General features: G+C 66.1%; 12 protein-coding genes. 8 read left to right on the forward strand and 4 right to left on the reverse strand.

Going from position 1 to position 15,866, the window contains the following annotated elements:
* The first annotated feature begins 35 nt into the window (after window positions 1–35).
* From CHB99_RS02625 to yccS, 7 genes are all read left to right on the forward strand, one after another.
* Complete coding sequence (locus CHB99_RS02625) at window positions 36–1,838, forward strand: acyl-CoA dehydrogenase (protein WP_042120377.1); 1,803 nt, start codon at window positions 36–38, stop codon at window positions 1,836–1,838.
* Window positions 1,839–1,869: 31 nt separating this feature from the next.
* Complete coding sequence (locus CHB99_RS02630) at window positions 1,870–3,312, forward strand: TldD/PmbA family protein (RefSeq protein WP_042120379.1); 1,443 nt, start codon at window positions 1,870–1,872, stop codon at window positions 3,310–3,312.
* Entirely contained in the window at window positions 3,312–4,643 is a 1,332-nt protein-coding gene (locus CHB99_RS02635; RefSeq protein ID WP_042120382.1) for a TldD/PmbA family protein, read from the forward strand. The genes CHB99_RS02630 and CHB99_RS02635 overlap by 1 nt, the downstream gene beginning before the upstream one ends.
* A gap of 145 nt (window positions 4,644–4,788) precedes the next feature.
* A complete protein-coding gene (gene mdtD / locus CHB99_RS02640; RefSeq protein ID WP_042120384.1) occupies window positions 4,789–6,216 on the forward strand; it encodes a multidrug transporter subunit MdtD in 1,428 nt (475 codons plus the stop codon).
* A 105-nt stretch (window positions 6,217–6,321) separates the two neighbouring features.
* On the forward strand, window positions 6,322–7,659 hold the full coding sequence (gene dbpA / locus CHB99_RS02645) for an ATP-dependent RNA helicase DbpA (RefSeq protein WP_245655562.1): 1,338 nt from the start codon (window positions 6,322–6,324) through the stop codon (window positions 7,657–7,659).
* A gap of 133 nt (window positions 7,660–7,792) precedes the next feature.
* A complete protein-coding gene (locus tag CHB99_RS02650; protein ID WP_042120386.1) occupies window positions 7,793–8,971 on the forward strand; it encodes a BaiN/RdsA family NAD(P)/FAD-dependent oxidoreductase in 1,179 nt (392 codons plus the stop codon).
* A 109-nt stretch (window positions 8,972–9,080) separates the two neighbouring features.
* The gene (gene yccS, locus CHB99_RS02655; RefSeq protein ID WP_042120388.1) at window positions 9,081–11,264 is read left to right on the forward strand and encodes a YccS family putative transporter; all 2,184 of its coding nucleotides are present in this window, start codon (window positions 9,081–9,083) and stop codon (window positions 11,262–11,264) included.
* Here the strand turns inward: yccS and CHB99_RS02660 are convergent.
* Window positions 11,242–11,991 carry a substrate-binding periplasmic protein gene (locus CHB99_RS02660; protein ID WP_042120390.1) on the reverse strand — a complete coding sequence of 250 codons (750 nt, stop codon included), beginning with the start codon at window positions 11,989–11,991 and terminating at the stop codon, window positions 11,242–11,244. The genes yccS and CHB99_RS02660 overlap by 23 nt on opposite strands.
* A gap of 226 nt (window positions 11,992–12,217) precedes the next feature.
* On the opposite strand from CHB99_RS02660, the gene CHB99_RS02665 reads away from it, so the two are divergent.
* Entirely contained in the window at window positions 12,218–12,670 is a 453-nt protein-coding gene (locus tag CHB99_RS02665) for a GNAT family N-acetyltransferase (RefSeq protein ID WP_042120391.1), read from the forward strand.
* Between the two features lie 28 nt (window positions 12,671–12,698).
* Here the strand turns inward: CHB99_RS02665 and CHB99_RS02670 are convergent, their stop codons facing one another.
* Genes CHB99_RS02670 through CHB99_RS02680 form a run of 3 tightly spaced genes read right to left on the reverse strand, consistent with a single transcriptional unit; the run spans window position 12,699 to window position 15,675 of the window.
* On the reverse strand, window positions 12,699–12,995 hold the full coding sequence (locus CHB99_RS02670; RefSeq protein WP_042120392.1) for a winged helix-turn-helix domain-containing protein: 297 nt from the start codon (window positions 12,993–12,995) through the stop codon (window positions 12,699–12,701).
* A gap of 17 nt (window positions 12,996–13,012) precedes the next feature.
* Window positions 13,013–13,513, reverse strand: coding sequence for a M48 metallopeptidase family protein (locus tag CHB99_RS02675; protein ID WP_042120394.1), 501 nt, complete (start codon window positions 13,511–13,513; stop codon window positions 13,013–13,015).
* A 41-nt stretch (window positions 13,514–13,554) separates the two neighbouring features.
* Window positions 13,555–15,675, reverse strand: a complete 2,121-nt coding sequence (locus CHB99_RS02680; protein WP_042120395.1) for a putative bifunctional diguanylate cyclase/phosphodiesterase — start codon at window positions 15,673–15,675, stop codon at window positions 13,555–13,557.
* Window positions 15,676–15,866 lie beyond the last annotated feature (191 nt).

Below are 15,866 nucleotides of genomic sequence, written 5' to 3' on the forward strand. Positions count from 1 at the left end.
AGACTCGCCCCACCCCGAATCAAAGGACCGCCGCCATGACCGAGACCCTGCTCAGCGCCCGCAACCTGGCGTTCGAACTCTATGAAGTGCTGGATGCCGAGGCGCTGACCCGTCGCGAGCGCTTCGCCGAGCACAGTCGCGAGACCTTCGACGCGGCGTTGTCCACCGCGCGCAGCATCGCCGAGAAGTACTTCGCCCCGCACAACCGCAAGGGCGACGAGAACGAGCCGCGCTACGAGAACGGCGAGGCGGTCCTGATTCCGGAAGTGAAGCCGGCGGTGGATGCGTTTCTCGAAGCCGGTTTCCTCAACGCCAACCGCGACTTCGACGTGGGCGGCATGCAGTTGCCGACCCTGCTGTCCCAGGCCTGCTTCGCCCACTTCCAGGCGGCCAACGCCGGAACCACGGCCTATCCGTTCCTGACCATGGGCGCGGCCAACCTGATCGAGAGCTTTGGCAGCGAGGAACAGAAACGCCTGTTCCTGCAGCCGATGATCGACGGGCGCTTCTTCGGCACCATGGCCCTGACCGAGCCCCACGCTGGCTCCTCCCTGGCCGATATCCGCACCCGCGCCGAGCCCTCCGCCGATGGCAGCTACCGCCTGCGCGGCAACAAGATCTTCATTTCCGGCGGCGACCATCCGCTGTCGGAAAACATCGTGCACATGGTCCTGGCCAAGCTGCCGGACGCGCCGCCCGGGGTGAAGGGCATTTCCCTGTTCATCGTGCCCAAGTTCCTGGTCAACCCGGACGGCAGCCTCGGCGCGCGCAACGATGTGACCCTGGCCGGGCTGTTCCACAAGATGGGCTGGCGCGGTACCACCTCGACGGCGCTGAACTTCGGCGACAACGGCAATTGCGTCGGTTATCTGGTGGGCAAGCCGCACCAGGGCCTGGCTTGCATGTTCCAGATGATGAACGAGGCGCGCATCGGTGTCGGCATGGGCGCGGTGATGCTCGGCTACGCCGGTTACCTGTACTCGCTCGACTACGCGCGCCAGCGTCCGCAGGGTCGCCTGCCGGACAACAAGGACCCGTCCACCGCCGCCGTGCCGATCATTGCCCACAGCGATGTGAAACGCATGCTCCTGGCGCAGAAGGCCTATGTCGAAGGCGCCTTCGACCTCGGCCTGTACGCGGCGCGGCTGTTCGACGACACCCAGACCGCCGAAACACCGGAGGCGCGCCAGCAGGCCCACGAACTGCTCGACCTGCTCACCCCGATCGTCAAGTCCTGGCCCTCGGAGTTCTGCCTCAAGGCCAACGAACTGGCGATCCAGATCCTCGGCGGCCATGGCTACACCCGGGAATACCCGGTGGAGCAGTACTACCGCGACAACCGCCTGAACCCGATCCACGAAGGCACCCACGGCATCCAGTCCCTCGACCTGCTCGGGCGCAAGCTGGCGCAGAACGGCGGGTCCGGGCTCAAGCAACTGGTGCGGCTGATCGCCGGCACCTGCGAGCGCGCCCATCGCTTCCCCGGTCTGGACGCCCTGCGCCAGCCGCTGGAGCAGTTGCTCACCCGTCTGCAAGCGGTGACCCTCGGCCTGCTCGGCGATCTGGCCAGCGGCAAGGTCAATGCCGCCCTGGCCAACTCGGCGCTGTACATGAAAGCCTTCGGTCACTGCGTGATCGGCTGGCGCTGGCTGGAGCAGGCGATCCGCGCCGAAGAAGGCCTCGCCACGGCCAACGACGCAGACCGTGACTTCTATCGCGGCAAATTGCAGGCGGCGCGATTCTTCCTCACCTGGGAAGTACCACCCTGCCATAATGACATCACGCTGCTCGAAGCACGGGACGACACCTGCCCGGGCATGCATGAGGAGTGGTTCTGAATCAGGGCCACCGCCATCCGGAGGCCCGTTCATGTTCGATTCCACCGCGTCGCTGCGCCAGCGCTTCGACAGCCTGCGCAGCGGCGGCGAGTTTTTCTCCCTGCGCCATGTGCGTCAGTCCCGTCAGCACCTGTCGGTGCGCAAGAACGTTGCCGAGCCGCCCAGCCTCGGGCGCGACGAAGGCGCCATGCTCACCGTGCGGGTCAATGGCGTCGAGGCCTACGCGGCCACCGCCGATCTGTCCCGGGCCGGTCTGCAGCAGGCACTGGACCGCGCCGAAGCGCTGGCCCGGCAGATCGCCAGGTATTCCCTGCTGGACCTGCGCGACCAGCCCGTCGCCACCGCCCGCGCCGACTACTGTTCGCCCGATCTGGAGCAGGCCTTCCCGTCCCTCGCCGAGTGCTACGAACTCCTCGACCGGGAGTCGAACTCGGTGCCGAAGGACGAGCGCCTGGTCAACTGGCAGGTTGGCCTCGGCCTGAGCAGCGTCGAGCAGATCTACTTCAACAGCGCCGGCGCCGAGCTGCGTCAGGCCCAGCGCTTCGTTTTCCCCGGCCTGAGCGTCACCGCCTTCGGCAATGGCGACAGCCAGACCCGTACCTTCGGCAACGACAACTTCGGTCGCCAGGGCGGCCCCGAGCTCATCCAGCGCAGCGGCCTGATCGGCGCCGGGGCGCGGATCGCCGACGAAGCCCTGCAACTGCTGCTGGCGCCCAACACGCCGAGCGGTACCCGCGACCTGCTGCTGATGCCGGACCAGATGATGCTGCAGATCCACGAATCCATCGGCCACCCGCTGGAGATGGACCGCATCCTCGGTGACGAGCGCAATTTCGCCGGCACCAGCTTCGTCAAGGCCGAGGACTTCGGCCATCTGCGATACGGCTCGAAACTGCTCAACGTGACCTTCGACCCGACCCTGCGCGAAGAACTGGCCAGCTATGGCCATGACGACGACGGCACGCCGGCGACCAAGCAGTTCCTGATCCGCGATGGCCTGCTGGTGCGCCCGCTGGGTGGCGCGCTGTCGCAGTTCCGCTCGGGGCTGGACGGGGTCGCCAACAGCCGTGCCTGCAACTGGAACCGCGCGCCCATCGACCGCATGGCCAACCTCAACGTCGAGCCGGGGGACCAGCCCCTGGAGCAACTGATCGGCGGCATCGAGCACGGCATCCTGATGCGCACCAACCGCTCCTGGTCCATCGACGACGCGCGCAACAAGTTCCAGTTCGGCTGCGAGTGGGGCCAGTTGATCGAGAACGGCGAACTCAAGGGCGTGGTGAAGAATCCCAACTACCGCGGCATCTCCGCCAACTTCTGGCGCAACCTCAGTGCCGTCGGCGATGCCGGCACCTTCCAGGTCCTCGGCACGCCGAACTGCGGCAAGGGCGAGCCGAACCAGGTGGTGCGGGTCGGACATGCCTCGCCGGCCTGCGTGTTCAGCCAGATCGACGTATTCGGAGGGGATGCCTGATGGCTGACCAATTCCTGCCTGGTTTCCAGACCCTGGTCGCCTGGCTGCGCGCCAACGTGCGGGCTACCGAGCACTTCACCCTGAGCTTTGCCGGGGAACATTCGCAGTTCGTTCGCTTCAACCACGCCAAGGTGCGCCAGGCGGGCGAGGTGCGGCAGTCGAGCGTCACCCTGCGCCTGATCGCCGACGGTCGCCAGGCCGACCTGGACCTGACCCTGAGCGGCGACGCCGAAACCGACCTGCCGCACCTGGGAGAAGCGCTGGAGCAACTGCGCCAGACCTTGCCGCTGATTCCCACCGATCCTTATCTGCTGCTCAACGACAGCGTCTGGGCGAGCGAGCATCGCCAGGACCAGCCCTTGCCCGACTTTGCCCGGGCGCTGGAGCAGATCGAGGCCGGTGCCGGCAACCTGGACCTGGTCGGTTTCTATGTCGCAGGTCCAGTGTGCCGCGGCTTCGCCAGCTCGTTCGGTGCCTTCGGCTGGCACCAGGCGAACAGCTTCAGCTTCGAGTGGAGCCTGTTCCACGCCAACGGCCAGGCGGTGAAGACCACCTATGGCGGGCAGGTCTGGGATGAGCAGCAGTTCGCCGCGCGCCTGGCCCAGGCCCGCGAACAACTCGACTACCTCGGCCGGCCGCTGAAGGTCCTGGCGCCGGGTCAGTACCGCGCCTTTATTGCCCCCGGCGCGATGGACGAGATCGTCGACCTGCTCGGCTGGGGTGGTTTCTCGACCCAGGCCATCGCCAACAAGCACAGCCCGCTGCAGCGCCTGCATGCCGGCGAAGCGACACTGAGCCCGCTGGTGAGCTTCAGCGAACAGGTCAGCGGCTCGATCTGCCCGGCGTTTTCCGGCGAGGGGTATCCGCGTGACGATGTCACCCTGATCGAGGCTGGCGCGGTACGGGACAGTCTGACCAGCGCGCGCAGCGCCGCGGAATTCCAGCGCCAGGCCAACGGTGCCGAGTCCTGGGAGGCGCCCACCGCGCTGAGCATGGCCGGCGGCGACCTGGAGCTGGACCAGGTGCTGGCGCGACTGGGCACCGGGCTGTACATCAGCAACCTGTGGTACCTGAACTATTCGGACCAGCCAGCCGCGCGGATGACCGGGCTGACCCGCTTCGCCACCTTCTGGGTGGAGGACGGCCAGATCCAGGCGCCGGTGAGCACCATGCGCTTCGACGACAGCCTGTACAGCCTGCTCGGATCGAACCTGGAGGCGCTGACCCGCGAGCGCGAGCTGGTGCTGTCGACCCGCACCTACAGGCAGCGGCAGACCGGGTCGAATCATTTGCCGGGGGCGCTGGTCAAACGGCTGACCCTCACATTGTGAACAAGGGGCCGCGTTGCGGCCCTTCGCGGGCAAGCCACGCTCCTACAGAGATAGATCGCGACCTCCTGTAGGAGCGTGGCTTGTCGGGGCGCCGAACCGCCGCGAAGGCCTGCAAAGCAGGCCCAAAGGCACCCAAGGACATTCCATGCCGGACCGCGCCTCACTAGACCCCACCACCGCCCGCTGGATCCCCTGGGTGGTGGCCATCGCCTTCTTCATGCAGTCCCTCGACGGCACCATCCTCAACACCGCCTTGCCGGCCATGGCCCGCGACCTGGCGGAAGACCCGCTGCGCATGCAGTCGGTGATCATCGCCTACATGCTCACCGTGGCCCTGCTGATTCCCGCCTCGGGCTGGATCGCCGACCGCTTCGGCACCAAGCGGATCTTCTTCGGCGCCATCCTGCTGTTCAGCCTCGGCTCGCTGCTCTGCGCCCTGGCCGGCAGCCTCGGCATGCTGGTGGCGGCACGGGTCATCCAGGGCCTGGGCGGTGCGCTGATGCTGCCGGTGGGGCGCCTCGTCGTGCTGCGTGCCTACCCCCGCTCGGAGCTGGTGCGGATCATGAGCTTCATCACCATCCCCGGCCTGCTCGGTCCGCTGATCGGCCCGACCATGGGCGGCTGGCTGGTGGAAATCCTCAGCTGGCACTGGATCTTCCTGCTCAACCTGCCGGTGGGCGCCGTCGGCTGCTACGCGGTGTGGAAGTTCATCCCCGATCTGCGCGGCACCTCGCGCACCCGCTTCGACAGCGTCGGCTTCGTCCTGTTCGGCGCGGCGATGGTGCTGATCACCATCGCCATGGAAGGCCTCGGCGAGCTGCACCTGCCGCACCTGCGCGTGATGCTCCTGCTGTTCGCCGGCATGGCCTGCCTGGCCGCCTACTGGCTGCGCGCGGGCAGCATCGACAACCCGCTGTTCTCGCCCCGCCTGTTCCGCGTGCGGACCTTCTCCGTGGGCATCCTCGGCAACCTCTTCGCCCGCCTCGGCAGCGGCGCCCTGCCCTTCCTCGTGCCGCTGCTGCTGCAAGTGGCGCTGGGCTATTCGCCGGCCGAAGCGGGGATGAGCATGATCCCTCTGGCCGCCGCGGCGATGCTCGCCAAGTCCATCGCCCGGCCGCTAATCGAGCGTTTCGGCTACCGCACCATCCTCACCGGCAACACCCTGCTGCTGGGGCTCATGCTGGCCAGCCTCGGCCTGGTCGACGAAAGCACGCCGCACGCGGTGCTGCTGGTGCAACTGGCGCTGCTCGGGGCGATCAACTCGATGCAATTCACCGCGATGAACACCGTGACCCTGATCGACCTCGACGACGCCAGCGCCAGCAGCGGCAACAGCCTGCTGTCGGTGGTCGCGCAGTTGTCCCTGAGCCTTGGCGTGGCCTGCGCCGGCGCCCTGCTCGGCGGTTTCACCGCGGCGGGCAGCGCCGACGGCGTGGAAACCACCCTGGGCGCGTTCCAGCTGACCTTCGTCACCATCGGCCTGATGGCGATGCTCGCGGCGGCCATTTTCCTTCAGTTGGCGAAGACAGACGGACGACGTGCCCCTCGTCAGGAAGCGGAGATCGAGCCGTAGGGCGAATGGCCATGGGGCTGGTACACTGCGCGACATTTTGTTTTGCAGGCCCGCCTCGTGACCACCAACGCCACCGCTTTCGCCACCCTGCCGCTGTCCGCCGCCATGCTGGCCAACCTGGACGCCCTCGGCTACACCGAGATGACCCCGATCCAGGCCCAGAGCCTGCCCGTCATCCTCAAGGGCCAGGACCTGATCGCCCAGGCCAAGACCGGCAGCGGCAAGACCGCCGCCTTCGGCATCGGCCTGCTCAACCCGATCAACCCGCGCTACTTCGGCTGCCAGGCGCTGGTGCTGTGCCCGACCCGCGAGCTGGCCGACCAGGTCGCCAAGGAGCTGCGCCGCCTGGCCCGCGCCGAGGACAACATCAAGATCCTCACCCTGTGCGGTGGCGTGTCCCTCGGTCCGCAGATCGCCTCGCTGGAGCATGGCGCGCACATCATCGTCGGCACCCCCGGCCGGGTGCAGCAGCACCTGAGCAAGGGCACCCTGGTGCTGGACGGGCTCAACACTCTGGTCCTCGACGAAGCCGACCGCATGCTCGACATGGGCTTCTTCGATGCCATCGCCGATATCGTCGGGCAGACCCCGAAGCGCCGGCAGAGCCTGCTGTTCTCCGCCACCTACCCGGCGGGGATCAAGCAACTGGCCTCGTCGATCATGCGCGACCCGCAGCAGGTCAAGGTCGAGGCGCTGCACAGCGACAGCCAGATCGAACAGCACTTCTACGAGATCGACGCCGAAGACCGCCTGAGCGCCGTCACCCGCGTGCTCGGGCATTTCCGTCCGCAGTCCTGCGTGGCGTTCTGCTTCACCAAGCAGCAGTGCCAGGAGCTGGTCGACCACCTGAAGAGCAAGGGCATCGCCGCCGAGGCCCTGCACGGCGACCTGGAACAGCGCGATCGTGATCAGGTCCTGACCGTGTTCGCCAACCGCAGCACCTCGGTGCTGGTGGCCACCGACGTGGCGGCGCGCGGCCTGGATATCGACGCCCTGGACATGGTGATCAACGTCGAGCTGGCCCGCGATGCGGAGATTCATGTGCACCGCGTCGGGCGTACCGGCCGGGCCGGCGAGAAGGGCCTGGCGGTGAGCCTGGTGGCCCCGGCCGAGGGCCATCGCGCCCAGGCCATCGAAGCCCTGCAGAAGGCCCCGTTGCGCTGGGAACAGCTGGACGGCCTGAAGAGCAAGGGTGGCGAGCCGCTGGTGCCGCCGATGTCGACCCTGTGCATCGCCGCCGGGCGCAAGGACAAGCTGCGCCCGGGTGACATTCTCGGCGCGCTGACCGGCGATGCCGGGATCGCCGGCAAGCAGGTGGGCAAGATCGCCATCTTCGATTTCCAGGCCTTCGTGGCGGTGGAGCGCGAGGTGGCCAAGCAGGCCATGCAGCGGCTGAACAGCGGCAAGATCAAGGGCCGCGCGCTCAAGGTCCGGATCATCTGAATGCCGTTGGGCCTGCTTTGCAGGCCTTTCGCAGGCAAGCCAGCTCCTACAGAAAATCGGGCCCGCGCAACCTTTGTAGGAGCGCGGCTCGCCCGCGAAGGACCGCAACGCGGTCCCAGTCAAGAGAAGAACCATGCATTCCACCGATGTGATCATCATCGGCGCCGGCGCCGCCGGCCTGATGTGCGCCCGCACCGCCGCCCTGCGCGGCCGTCGGGTCGTGCTGCTGGACCACGCCAACAAACCCGGCAAGAAAATCCTCATGTCCGGCGGCGGCCGCTGCAATTTCACCAACATGTACACCGAACCGGGCAATTTCCTCTCGCAGAACCCGCATTTCTGCAAATCCGCCCTGGCCCGCTACACCCAGTGGGACTTCATCGAGATGGTCGCCAAGCACGGCGTGCCCTATCACGAGAAGAAACTCGGCCAACTCTTCTGCGACAACAAGTCCAGCGACATCCTGCAGATGCTCCTCGACGAGTGCGACAGCGCCGGCGCCACGCTGCGCATGGATACCCGCATCGAAAACATCGAAAAGCTCGAACACGGCTACCTGCTGAACACCAGCGCCGGCCCGTACCAGTGCCAGTCGCTGGTGATCGCCACCGGCGGCCTGTCGATTCCCACCCTCGGCGCCAGCGGCTTCGGCTACCAGGTGGCCCGCCAGTTCGGCCACAACGTGCTGCCGACCCGTGCGGGCCTGGTGCCGTTCACCATCACCGACCAGCTCAAGACCCTGTGCGGCGAGCTGTCCGGCACCTCGGTGGACTGCATCGCCAGCTGCAATGGCACCAGCTTCCGGGAAAACCTGCTGTTCACCCACCGCGGCCTCAGCGGCCCGGCGATCCTGCAGATTTCCTCGTTCTGGGAAGCCGGCGACACCGTCGAGATCAACCTGCTGCCGGACCACGACGCCCTCGCCTGGCTGCAACAGCAGCAGGCCGAACGCCCCAACAGCGAGCTGAAGACCCTGCTCGGCGAAATCTTCACCAAGAAGATGGCCAACCTGCTGGCGGAAACCTGGTTCGTCTCCAAGCCGATGAAGCAGTACACCCCGGCGGAGCTGGCCCAGGTCGCCGACAAGCTGGGCAACTGGCAACTGGTGCCGGCCGGCACCGAGGGCTACCGCACCGCCGAAGTGACCCTGGGCGGAGTGGACACCCGCGAGGTGTCGTCGAAGACCATGGAGTCGCTGAAAAGCCCGGGCCTGTACTTCATCGGCGAAGTGCTGGACGTCAGCGGCCACCTTGGCGGCTTCAATTTCCAGTGGGCCTGGGCCTGCGCTTACGCCGCGGCGCAGTTCGTCTAGAATCAGCCTCCATCACGGAACGCATTTTGCTGGTACGTGACCACCGCGACGGTTTGCCGTCGCGGTGACCGCTCACTCCAGACCCCGCCCAGCAGGCCCGCCGTCCACCATGTCGTCCTCTTCTTTCAGCCAATCGTTGCGTCGTCTGTGGGCGCTGGACAAATTCAGCTACAGCATCCGGGTCCTGATCGCCCTGACCGGCAGCATGGCGCTGTGCTGGTTCCAGGATCAGATGAACCTGCTGATCCCGCTGTTCCTCGGCATCATCGCCAGTGCCCTGGCCGAGACCGACGACAGCTGGCAGGGCCGCCTCAACGCGCTGGCGGTGACCCTGGTGTGTTTCACCGTCGCCGCGCTGGCGGTGGAGCTGCTGTTCCCCTATCCGTGGATCTTCGTCAGCGCCATGGCCCTGGCGGCGTTCTGCCTGACCATGCTCGGCGCCCTCGGCGAACGCTACGGGGCGATCGCCCAGGCCACGCTGATTCTCTCGGTGTACACCATGATCGGCGTGGACCAGCGCGGTGGAGAGGTCGCCGACTTCTGGCACGAACCGTTGCTGCTGGTGGCCGGCGCGGCGTGGTACGGGCTGCTCTCGGTGCTGTGGCAGGCGCTGTTTTCCAACCAGCCGGTGCAGCAGAGCCTGGCCCGGCTGTTCCGCGAACTGGGTATCTACCTCAAGCTCAAGGCCACCCTGTTCGAGCCGATCCGCGGCCTCGACGTGGAAGCGCGGCGCCTGGAACTGGCGCAGCAGAACGGCAAGGTGGTGGCGGCGCTGAACAGCGCCAAGGAAATCATCCTGCACCGGGTGGGCAACGGCCGGCCCAGCTCCAAGGTCAGTCGCTACCTGAAGCTGTACTTCCTCGCCCAGGACATCCATGAGCGCGCCAGTTCCTCGCACTACCCCTACAACGCCCTGACCGAGGCGTTCTTCCACAGCGATGTGCTGTTCCGCTGCCAGCGCCTGCTGCGCCAGCAGGGCAAGGCCTGCCAGGAGCTGTCGGGGTCGATCCAGATGCGCCAGCCGTTCGTCTACAACAGCGGTTTCGCCGAGGCCCTGGAAGACCTGCATGCCTCGCTGGAACACCTGCGCATCCAGAGCAACCCGGCCTGGCGCGGCCTGCTTCGCTCGCTCCGCGCCCTGGCGGCCAACCTGGCGACCCTCGACCGTCTGCTCAGCGACGCCAGCAATCCCGACAGCCTGGCCGACAACACCGATCCGAGCCTGCTCGACCGCTCGCCGCGCAACCTGGCGGACGTGTGGAATCGCCTGCGCCAGCAACTGACGCCCACCTCGCTGATCTTCCGCCATGCCCTGCGCCTGCCGCTGGCCCTGGCGGTCGGCTACGGCATGGTGCACCTGATCCACCCGACCCAGGGCTACTGGATCATCCTCACCACCCTGTTCGTCTGCCAGCCCAACTACGGGGCGACACGACGCAAACTGGTGCAGCGGATCATCGGCACCGCCATCGGCCTGACCGTCGGCTGGGCGCTGTTCGACCTGTTCCCCAATGCGCTTATCCAGTCGCTGTTCGCGGTGGCCGCCGGGGTGGTGTTCTTCGTCAACCGCACCACCCGCTACACCCTCGCCACCGCGGCGATCACCCTGATGGTGCTGTTCTGCTTCAACCAGATCGGTGACGGCTACGGTCTGTTCCTGCCGCGCCTGTTCGATACCCTGGTGGGCAGCCTGATCGCCATTTCCGCGGTGTTCCTGTTCCTCCCGGACTGGCAGGGCCGACGCCTGAACAAGGTGCTGGCCAACACCCTCACCTGCAACAGCGTCTACCTGCGCCAGATCATGCAGCAGTACGCCCAGGGCAAGCGCGACGACCTCGCCTACCGCCTGGCCCGGCGCAACGCGCACAACGCCGACGCGGCGCTGTCCACCACCCTGGCCAACATGCTCATGGAGCCGGGGCATTTCCGTAAGGAAGCGGATGTCGGCTTCCGCTTCCTGGTGCTCTCGCACACCTTGCTCAGCTACCTCTCGGCCCTTGGCGCGCACCGTGAAAGCCCCCTGCCCGGCGAGGCCCGCGAACAACTGATCGACAGCGCCGGGGCGAAGCTGGCCGAGAGCCTGGACGAAATCGCCAGCGGCCTGGCCGGCAGGAAACCGGTGGCGATCCACAGCGACGCCGAGGAAACCCTTGCCGGCGAACTGGAGCAGATGCCCGAGGAGATGGACGAGAACCTGCGGACGGTGCAGACCCAACTGGCGCTGATCGCCCGTCACCTCGGTCCGCTGCGCACCCTCGCCGCGCACCTGATCAAGGAGCCACCGCCGGCTTGAGGGCATAGCTGTCGAGGATCCGCGCATAGCTGCCGTCGGCCTTCATCGCGCCGATGGCCTGGTCGAAGGCCGCGACGATCTGCTCATGCCGCGGATGCTTGAGGCTGACCAGGATATGCAGGTCGTTCTCGCTGACCGGCTTGCCGAAGAACTCCACCATGTCCCTGGCCCTGCCGTGTTCCTTCTGCAGGAACCAGCTGGCGACGTATTCGTCCTCCACCGCCAGGGTCACGCGGCCGGCGGCGAGCATGCCGATGGCCACGGAGAAGCTGCGCACCGGTACCTTCTGCAGCTGCGCATCGCTATCGAAATCGGCGGAATAGGCGTAGTCACGGACCACGGCGATGGGGTGCGGGTAAAGGTCGGCCAGGCGTTCGAACCGGATGGCATCGGTCTTGCGCTTGAGCAGGCGGATGCGGTTGGTGAGGTAGCCGCCAGAGAACTGGCCGATGCGCGTGCGCGAATCGTTGTACCAGGCGTTGACCAGCACGTCGTAGCGCCCGTCGCTGATCCCCATCAGCGCCCGTGCCCAGGGTACCTGTTCGAATTCGCTGGCATAGCCGGCGCGCTCCAGCGCCGCCTTGACCAGCGCGGTAGCCAGCCCGCCGCGATCGAGGGTGGCGTCGGTGAACGGTGGCCAGGCATCGGCGACCAGGCGAAGCTTTTCTGCGTGAACCGGGGTAACTGACAACATTCCAAGCAAACACAAGACTCGGAGCAAGGGCATGCTCAAATCCTATAGCGGAGGCGTTCCGCGTTCTGGTTTGACCGCTGGGAATTGCAGTGCCGATAAATCCAATCGCGATGGCCAGATTACACAAACAGCCGTCCGTGTGGCATCAGCAAATAATAGCCATGTGCCTCTATTCTTGCCGGTTTTGCGGGCACTTTGACTTTCGACGGGAAGTTGCAACGGGCTATGCTCGGCGTCGAACCCATTGAGAGATTTCCCCATGTCCGTCGACTGGATCTGCAAACATCACACCGACCTTGGCAAGGAGCAGCTGTACGCCGTGCTGCAACTGCGCAACCAGGTGTTCGTGCTGGAACAGAAGTGCCCGTATCAGGACCTCGATGGCCAGGACCTGGCCGGGGATACCTGCCACCTGATGGCCTGGCAGGATGACCAGTTGCTCGGCTACCTGCGCCTGCTCGACCCGACCTCCCAGGGCGGCGACGTGGTGATCGGCCGGGTGGTGGTGTCCGAGGCCGGGCGCGGGCACGGCCTGGGGCACAAGCTGATGGTTCGTGCGCTGGAACAGGCCCAGGAGAACTGGCCGGATGTGCCGGTGTACCTCTCGGCCCAGGCGCATCTGCAGGAGTATTACCGCAAGCACGGCTTCGAGGTGGTGGGCGAGGCGTATCTGGAGGATGGGATTCCGCATATCGGCATGCGGCGGGGATAAGGGGGCCTGCTTTGCAGGCCCAAGGGAATCATGGATACCCCAGCACTTCGCGAATCGTGCGCAGGTGCTGGATGATCCATTCCTTGTCGATCGCGCCCCAGTCGCGGATCCGGTAGTGCCCGGCGTGATTCCGCGCCCCCGCCTGCTGCTCGAACTCGCAGACGATATCCAGGTCCGCCAGCGCCGCGATGGTGTCCTGCGCGGTGCGCCGGGGCATGCCGGTGGCCGCCATCAGGGCCGGGACGCTGCTGGCGGTCTGGCTGTCGATCAGCCAGGCGACGTACAGACGACGGTAGAAACTGCTCTTGGTCTTGCTCACTTCCATGCAAAAGGTTCCTTGACTCACTGATTGCCCGGCAGGTCGCGCCAGGTCAGATAGACACGCAGGTCGAATTCCAGTTGATGGTAGCCGGGCTGCATGTATTCGCAGAGCTGGTAGAAGGCCTTGTTGTGCTCGGCCTCCTTCAGATGCGCCAGCTCGTGCACCACGATCATCCGCAGAAACTCCGGTGCCGCCTCGCGAAACAGCGAGGCGATGCGGATTTCCTTCTTCGCCTTGAGCTTGCCGCCCTGTACCCGCGACACCGCGGTGTGCAGGCCGAGGGCGCGATGGGTCAGGTCGAGACGGTTGTCGAACAGCACCTTGTCCAGGTTCGGCGCATTGCGCAGGTGCTCCTGCTTGAGGCCCTGGGCATAGGTGTACAGCGCCTTGTCGCTCTGCACGTCATGCCGGCCCGGATAGCGCTTGTGCAGGTAGTCGCCCAGCTGACCACGGGCGATCAACTGGCGCACCTGGTCTTGCAGGGCGGGCGGATAGGCTTGCAGGTACTTGAGGACAGTCATGACTACGGTGGACGACAGGACGAAGGCCGCAGTGTACCGAACTACATCGCCCGCCAGTCAAAAAACGCCGGAAAGCGCCCGGCCTCGATGGCCGTGATCGGTCGCGCCACGAGAAAGCCCTGCACGTACTGGCAGCCGTGCTCACGCAGCCACTCGGCCTGCTCCAGGGTTTCCACACCCTCGGCGATGACACTGATGTTGTACTGCTGGCACAGCTCGATGACGCAGCGCACCAGCGCCACATTGGCTTGCGACTCCGGCAGCAGCGCCACCAGGTGACGGTCGAGCTTGAGGGTGTCGATGGGCAGGTCGCGCAGCAGGCGCAGGGAACAGTCGCCGGCACCGAAATCGTCCAGCGCCACGCGCACGCCCAGTTCGCGCAGCTTGTGCAACTGACGCAGGGCTGCGTCGAGGTTGTCGGTCAGCGAGGTTTCGGCGATTTCCACTTCCAGCTGGCTGGCCGACAACCCCGCGCTGACGATGACCTGGCCCAGTTCGTCGACCAGGTTGGGCATTGCGAACTGCACCTTGCTCAGACTGATGCCCAGGGTGATCTCGTCGGGGAAATGCCCACACCAGGCCCGCCGCTGCGCGGCGCCCTGGCTGTAGATCCAGCTGGCCAGACGGCTGATCAGCCGCGCCTCTTCCAGCAGTGGCAGGAACAGCCCCGGCGGCACGTCGCCAACACTCGGGTGACGCCAGCGCAGGAGCGCCTCGAAGCCGCGCAGGCGACCATCGGAGAAGGCCACCTGGGGCTGGAACACCAGAGTGAAATCCTGGTTGTCCACCGCGGCGCGCACACTGTCTTCCAGCATCAACCGGGAGCGCGCGCGGCCGTTGAGGTCTTCGTCGTAATAGCGGTACTGCTGGCGCCCGGCCTGTTTGGCGGCGTACATCGCCGTGTCGGCGGCGCGCAGCAGGTTGTCGAGGTTGGCACCGCAGTCCGGGTAGATGGCGATGCCGATACTGACCCCGAGGATCACTTCCAGCCCGTCGATATGCTGACGGATCGACATGCGTTCGATGCACTTCTCGGCGAAGCGCGCGGCCTGCTCCGGGTAGTCGAGATCGTCGAGCAGCGCGGTGAACTCGTCGCCACCCATGCGCGCGAGAATGCCGTGGCCGCCCAGGCAGTCCTTCAACTGCTCGGCGACCCAGTGCAGCACCTGGTCGCCGGTCTCATGGCCGAGGGAGTCGTTGACCCGCTTGAAGCCGTCGAGGTCGAGGTACATCAGCGCGTGATGCTTGTCGGAATGCTCGCTGCGCACCAGGGCGCTTTCCGCCGCCTGGTAGAAACCGCGGCGATTGAGCAGGCCGGTGAGCGGGTCGGTGACGGCCTGCTGTTCCAGTTGCTGGTGCAGGCTGCGCACCACCGACATGTCCAGCACCGTGACCACCATGGCCCGCTGCTCGCCGGGCAACGCCGCGCAGGACAACGCCACCGACAGCGCCTGGCCATTGCTGGTGCGCAACACCGCGTCGTGCAGGCGGTAGATGTCGCGTTCCAGATAAGCCTGGTAGAACGCCGACTCGCGCCATTGCGTGGCCGCCGGCGACAGCACGAACTCCAGCAGGCTGGCGCCCTGCAACTGATCCACCGAGGCGGTGAGCAGGCGCGAGATGGCCGGGTTGGCGAAGCGGATAATGCCGTCCTCGGCCACCACGAGAATGCCTTCGGCGGCGTTTTCCAGAACCGAGGCGTTGAACGCGCGAGCCGCCTCCAGGTCGCGGGTCAGGCGCTGCAGGGCGCGGCGGTTGCGCTGCTGGTCGAGCAGGGCCTGCACCTTGGGCTTGAGAATCTGCGGATCGAAGGGTTTGAACAGATAATCCACCGCGCCGCTGGCATAGCCCTTGAGTACCGCGGCCTGGCTCTGTTCGTTGGCGGTGAGGAAGATGATCGGCGTCAGCCGGGTGCGCTGGCTGCCACGCATCAGGCGAGCGACTTCGAAGCCGTCCATCTCCGGCATCTGCACATCCAGCAGAACCAGATCGACTTCGTGTTCGAGCAAGGTGCTCAGGGCTTCGATACCCGAACTCGCGGTCAACACCTGCCAGTCCTGACGAGCCAACAGCGCCCGCATGCTGATCAGGTTCTCCGGGTAGTCATCAACCACCAGTAGCGTCGAGCCGCTCTCTTGTGTGGGGATTTGAGCGCATTCCATGCTGCTTCTCTTGTGGCAACCACGTCAGTCTTCAGATTGAAATTCTGCCGGGTTTCACTCTAGACCCGAGTGTTACAAATCTAAAGCTGGCACAAGGCCAATATACCGTTCGCCGACTAACGGTCTAATCCGGAAGTGATGGCGAATGCCCCGTCGTCCGTGGCCCGGGCAAAAAAAAGGACCGCATCGCG

The organism is Pseudomonas japonica, assembly GCF_900188455.1.
In the GTDB taxonomy this organism is placed as follows: domain Bacteria; phylum Pseudomonadota; class Gammaproteobacteria; order Pseudomonadales; family Pseudomonadaceae; genus Aquipseudomonas; species Aquipseudomonas japonica.

Bases quoted from the DNA above. Each gene is read 5' to 3' on its own strand.
- CHB99_RS02665 (WP_042120391.1), top strand. From the start codon at position 12,218: ATGTCCGTCGACTGGATCTGCAAACATCACACCGACCTTGGCAAGGAG.
- CHB99_RS02660 (WP_042120390.1), bottom strand. From the start codon at position 11,991: ATGCCCTTGCTCCGAGTCTTGTGTTTGCTTGGAATGTTGTCAGTTACC.
- CHB99_RS02635 (WP_042120382.1), top strand. From the start codon at position 3,312: ATGGCTGACCAATTCCTGCCTGGTTTCCAGACCCTGGTCGCCTGGCTG.
- CHB99_RS02680 (WP_042120395.1), bottom strand. From the start codon at position 15,675: ATGGAATGCGCTCAAATCCCCACACAAGAGAGCGGCTCGACGCTACTG.
- yccS (WP_042120388.1), top strand. From the start codon at position 9,081: ATGTCGTCCTCTTCTTTCAGCCAATCGTTGCGTCGTCTGTGGGCGCTG.
- CHB99_RS02625 (WP_042120377.1), top strand. From the start codon at position 36: ATGACCGAGACCCTGCTCAGCGCCCGCAACCTGGCGTTCGAACTCTAT.
- mdtD (WP_042120384.1), top strand. From the start codon at position 4,789: ATGCCGGACCGCGCCTCACTAGACCCCACCACCGCCCGCTGGATCCCC.
- CHB99_RS02630 (WP_042120379.1), top strand. From the start codon at position 1,870: ATGTTCGATTCCACCGCGTCGCTGCGCCAGCGCTTCGACAGCCTGCGC.
- CHB99_RS02670 (WP_042120392.1), bottom strand. From the start codon at position 12,995: ATGGAAGTGAGCAAGACCAAGAGCAGTTTCTACCGTCGTCTGTACGTC.
- CHB99_RS02675 (WP_042120394.1), bottom strand. From the start codon at position 13,513: ATGACTGTCCTCAAGTACCTGCAAGCCTATCCGCCCGCCCTGCAAGAC.
- CHB99_RS02650 (WP_042120386.1), top strand. From the start codon at position 7,793: ATGCATTCCACCGATGTGATCATCATCGGCGCCGGCGCCGCCGGCCTG.
- dbpA (WP_245655562.1), top strand. From the start codon at position 6,322: ATGCTGGCCAACCTGGACGCCCTCGGCTACACCGAGATGACCCCGATC.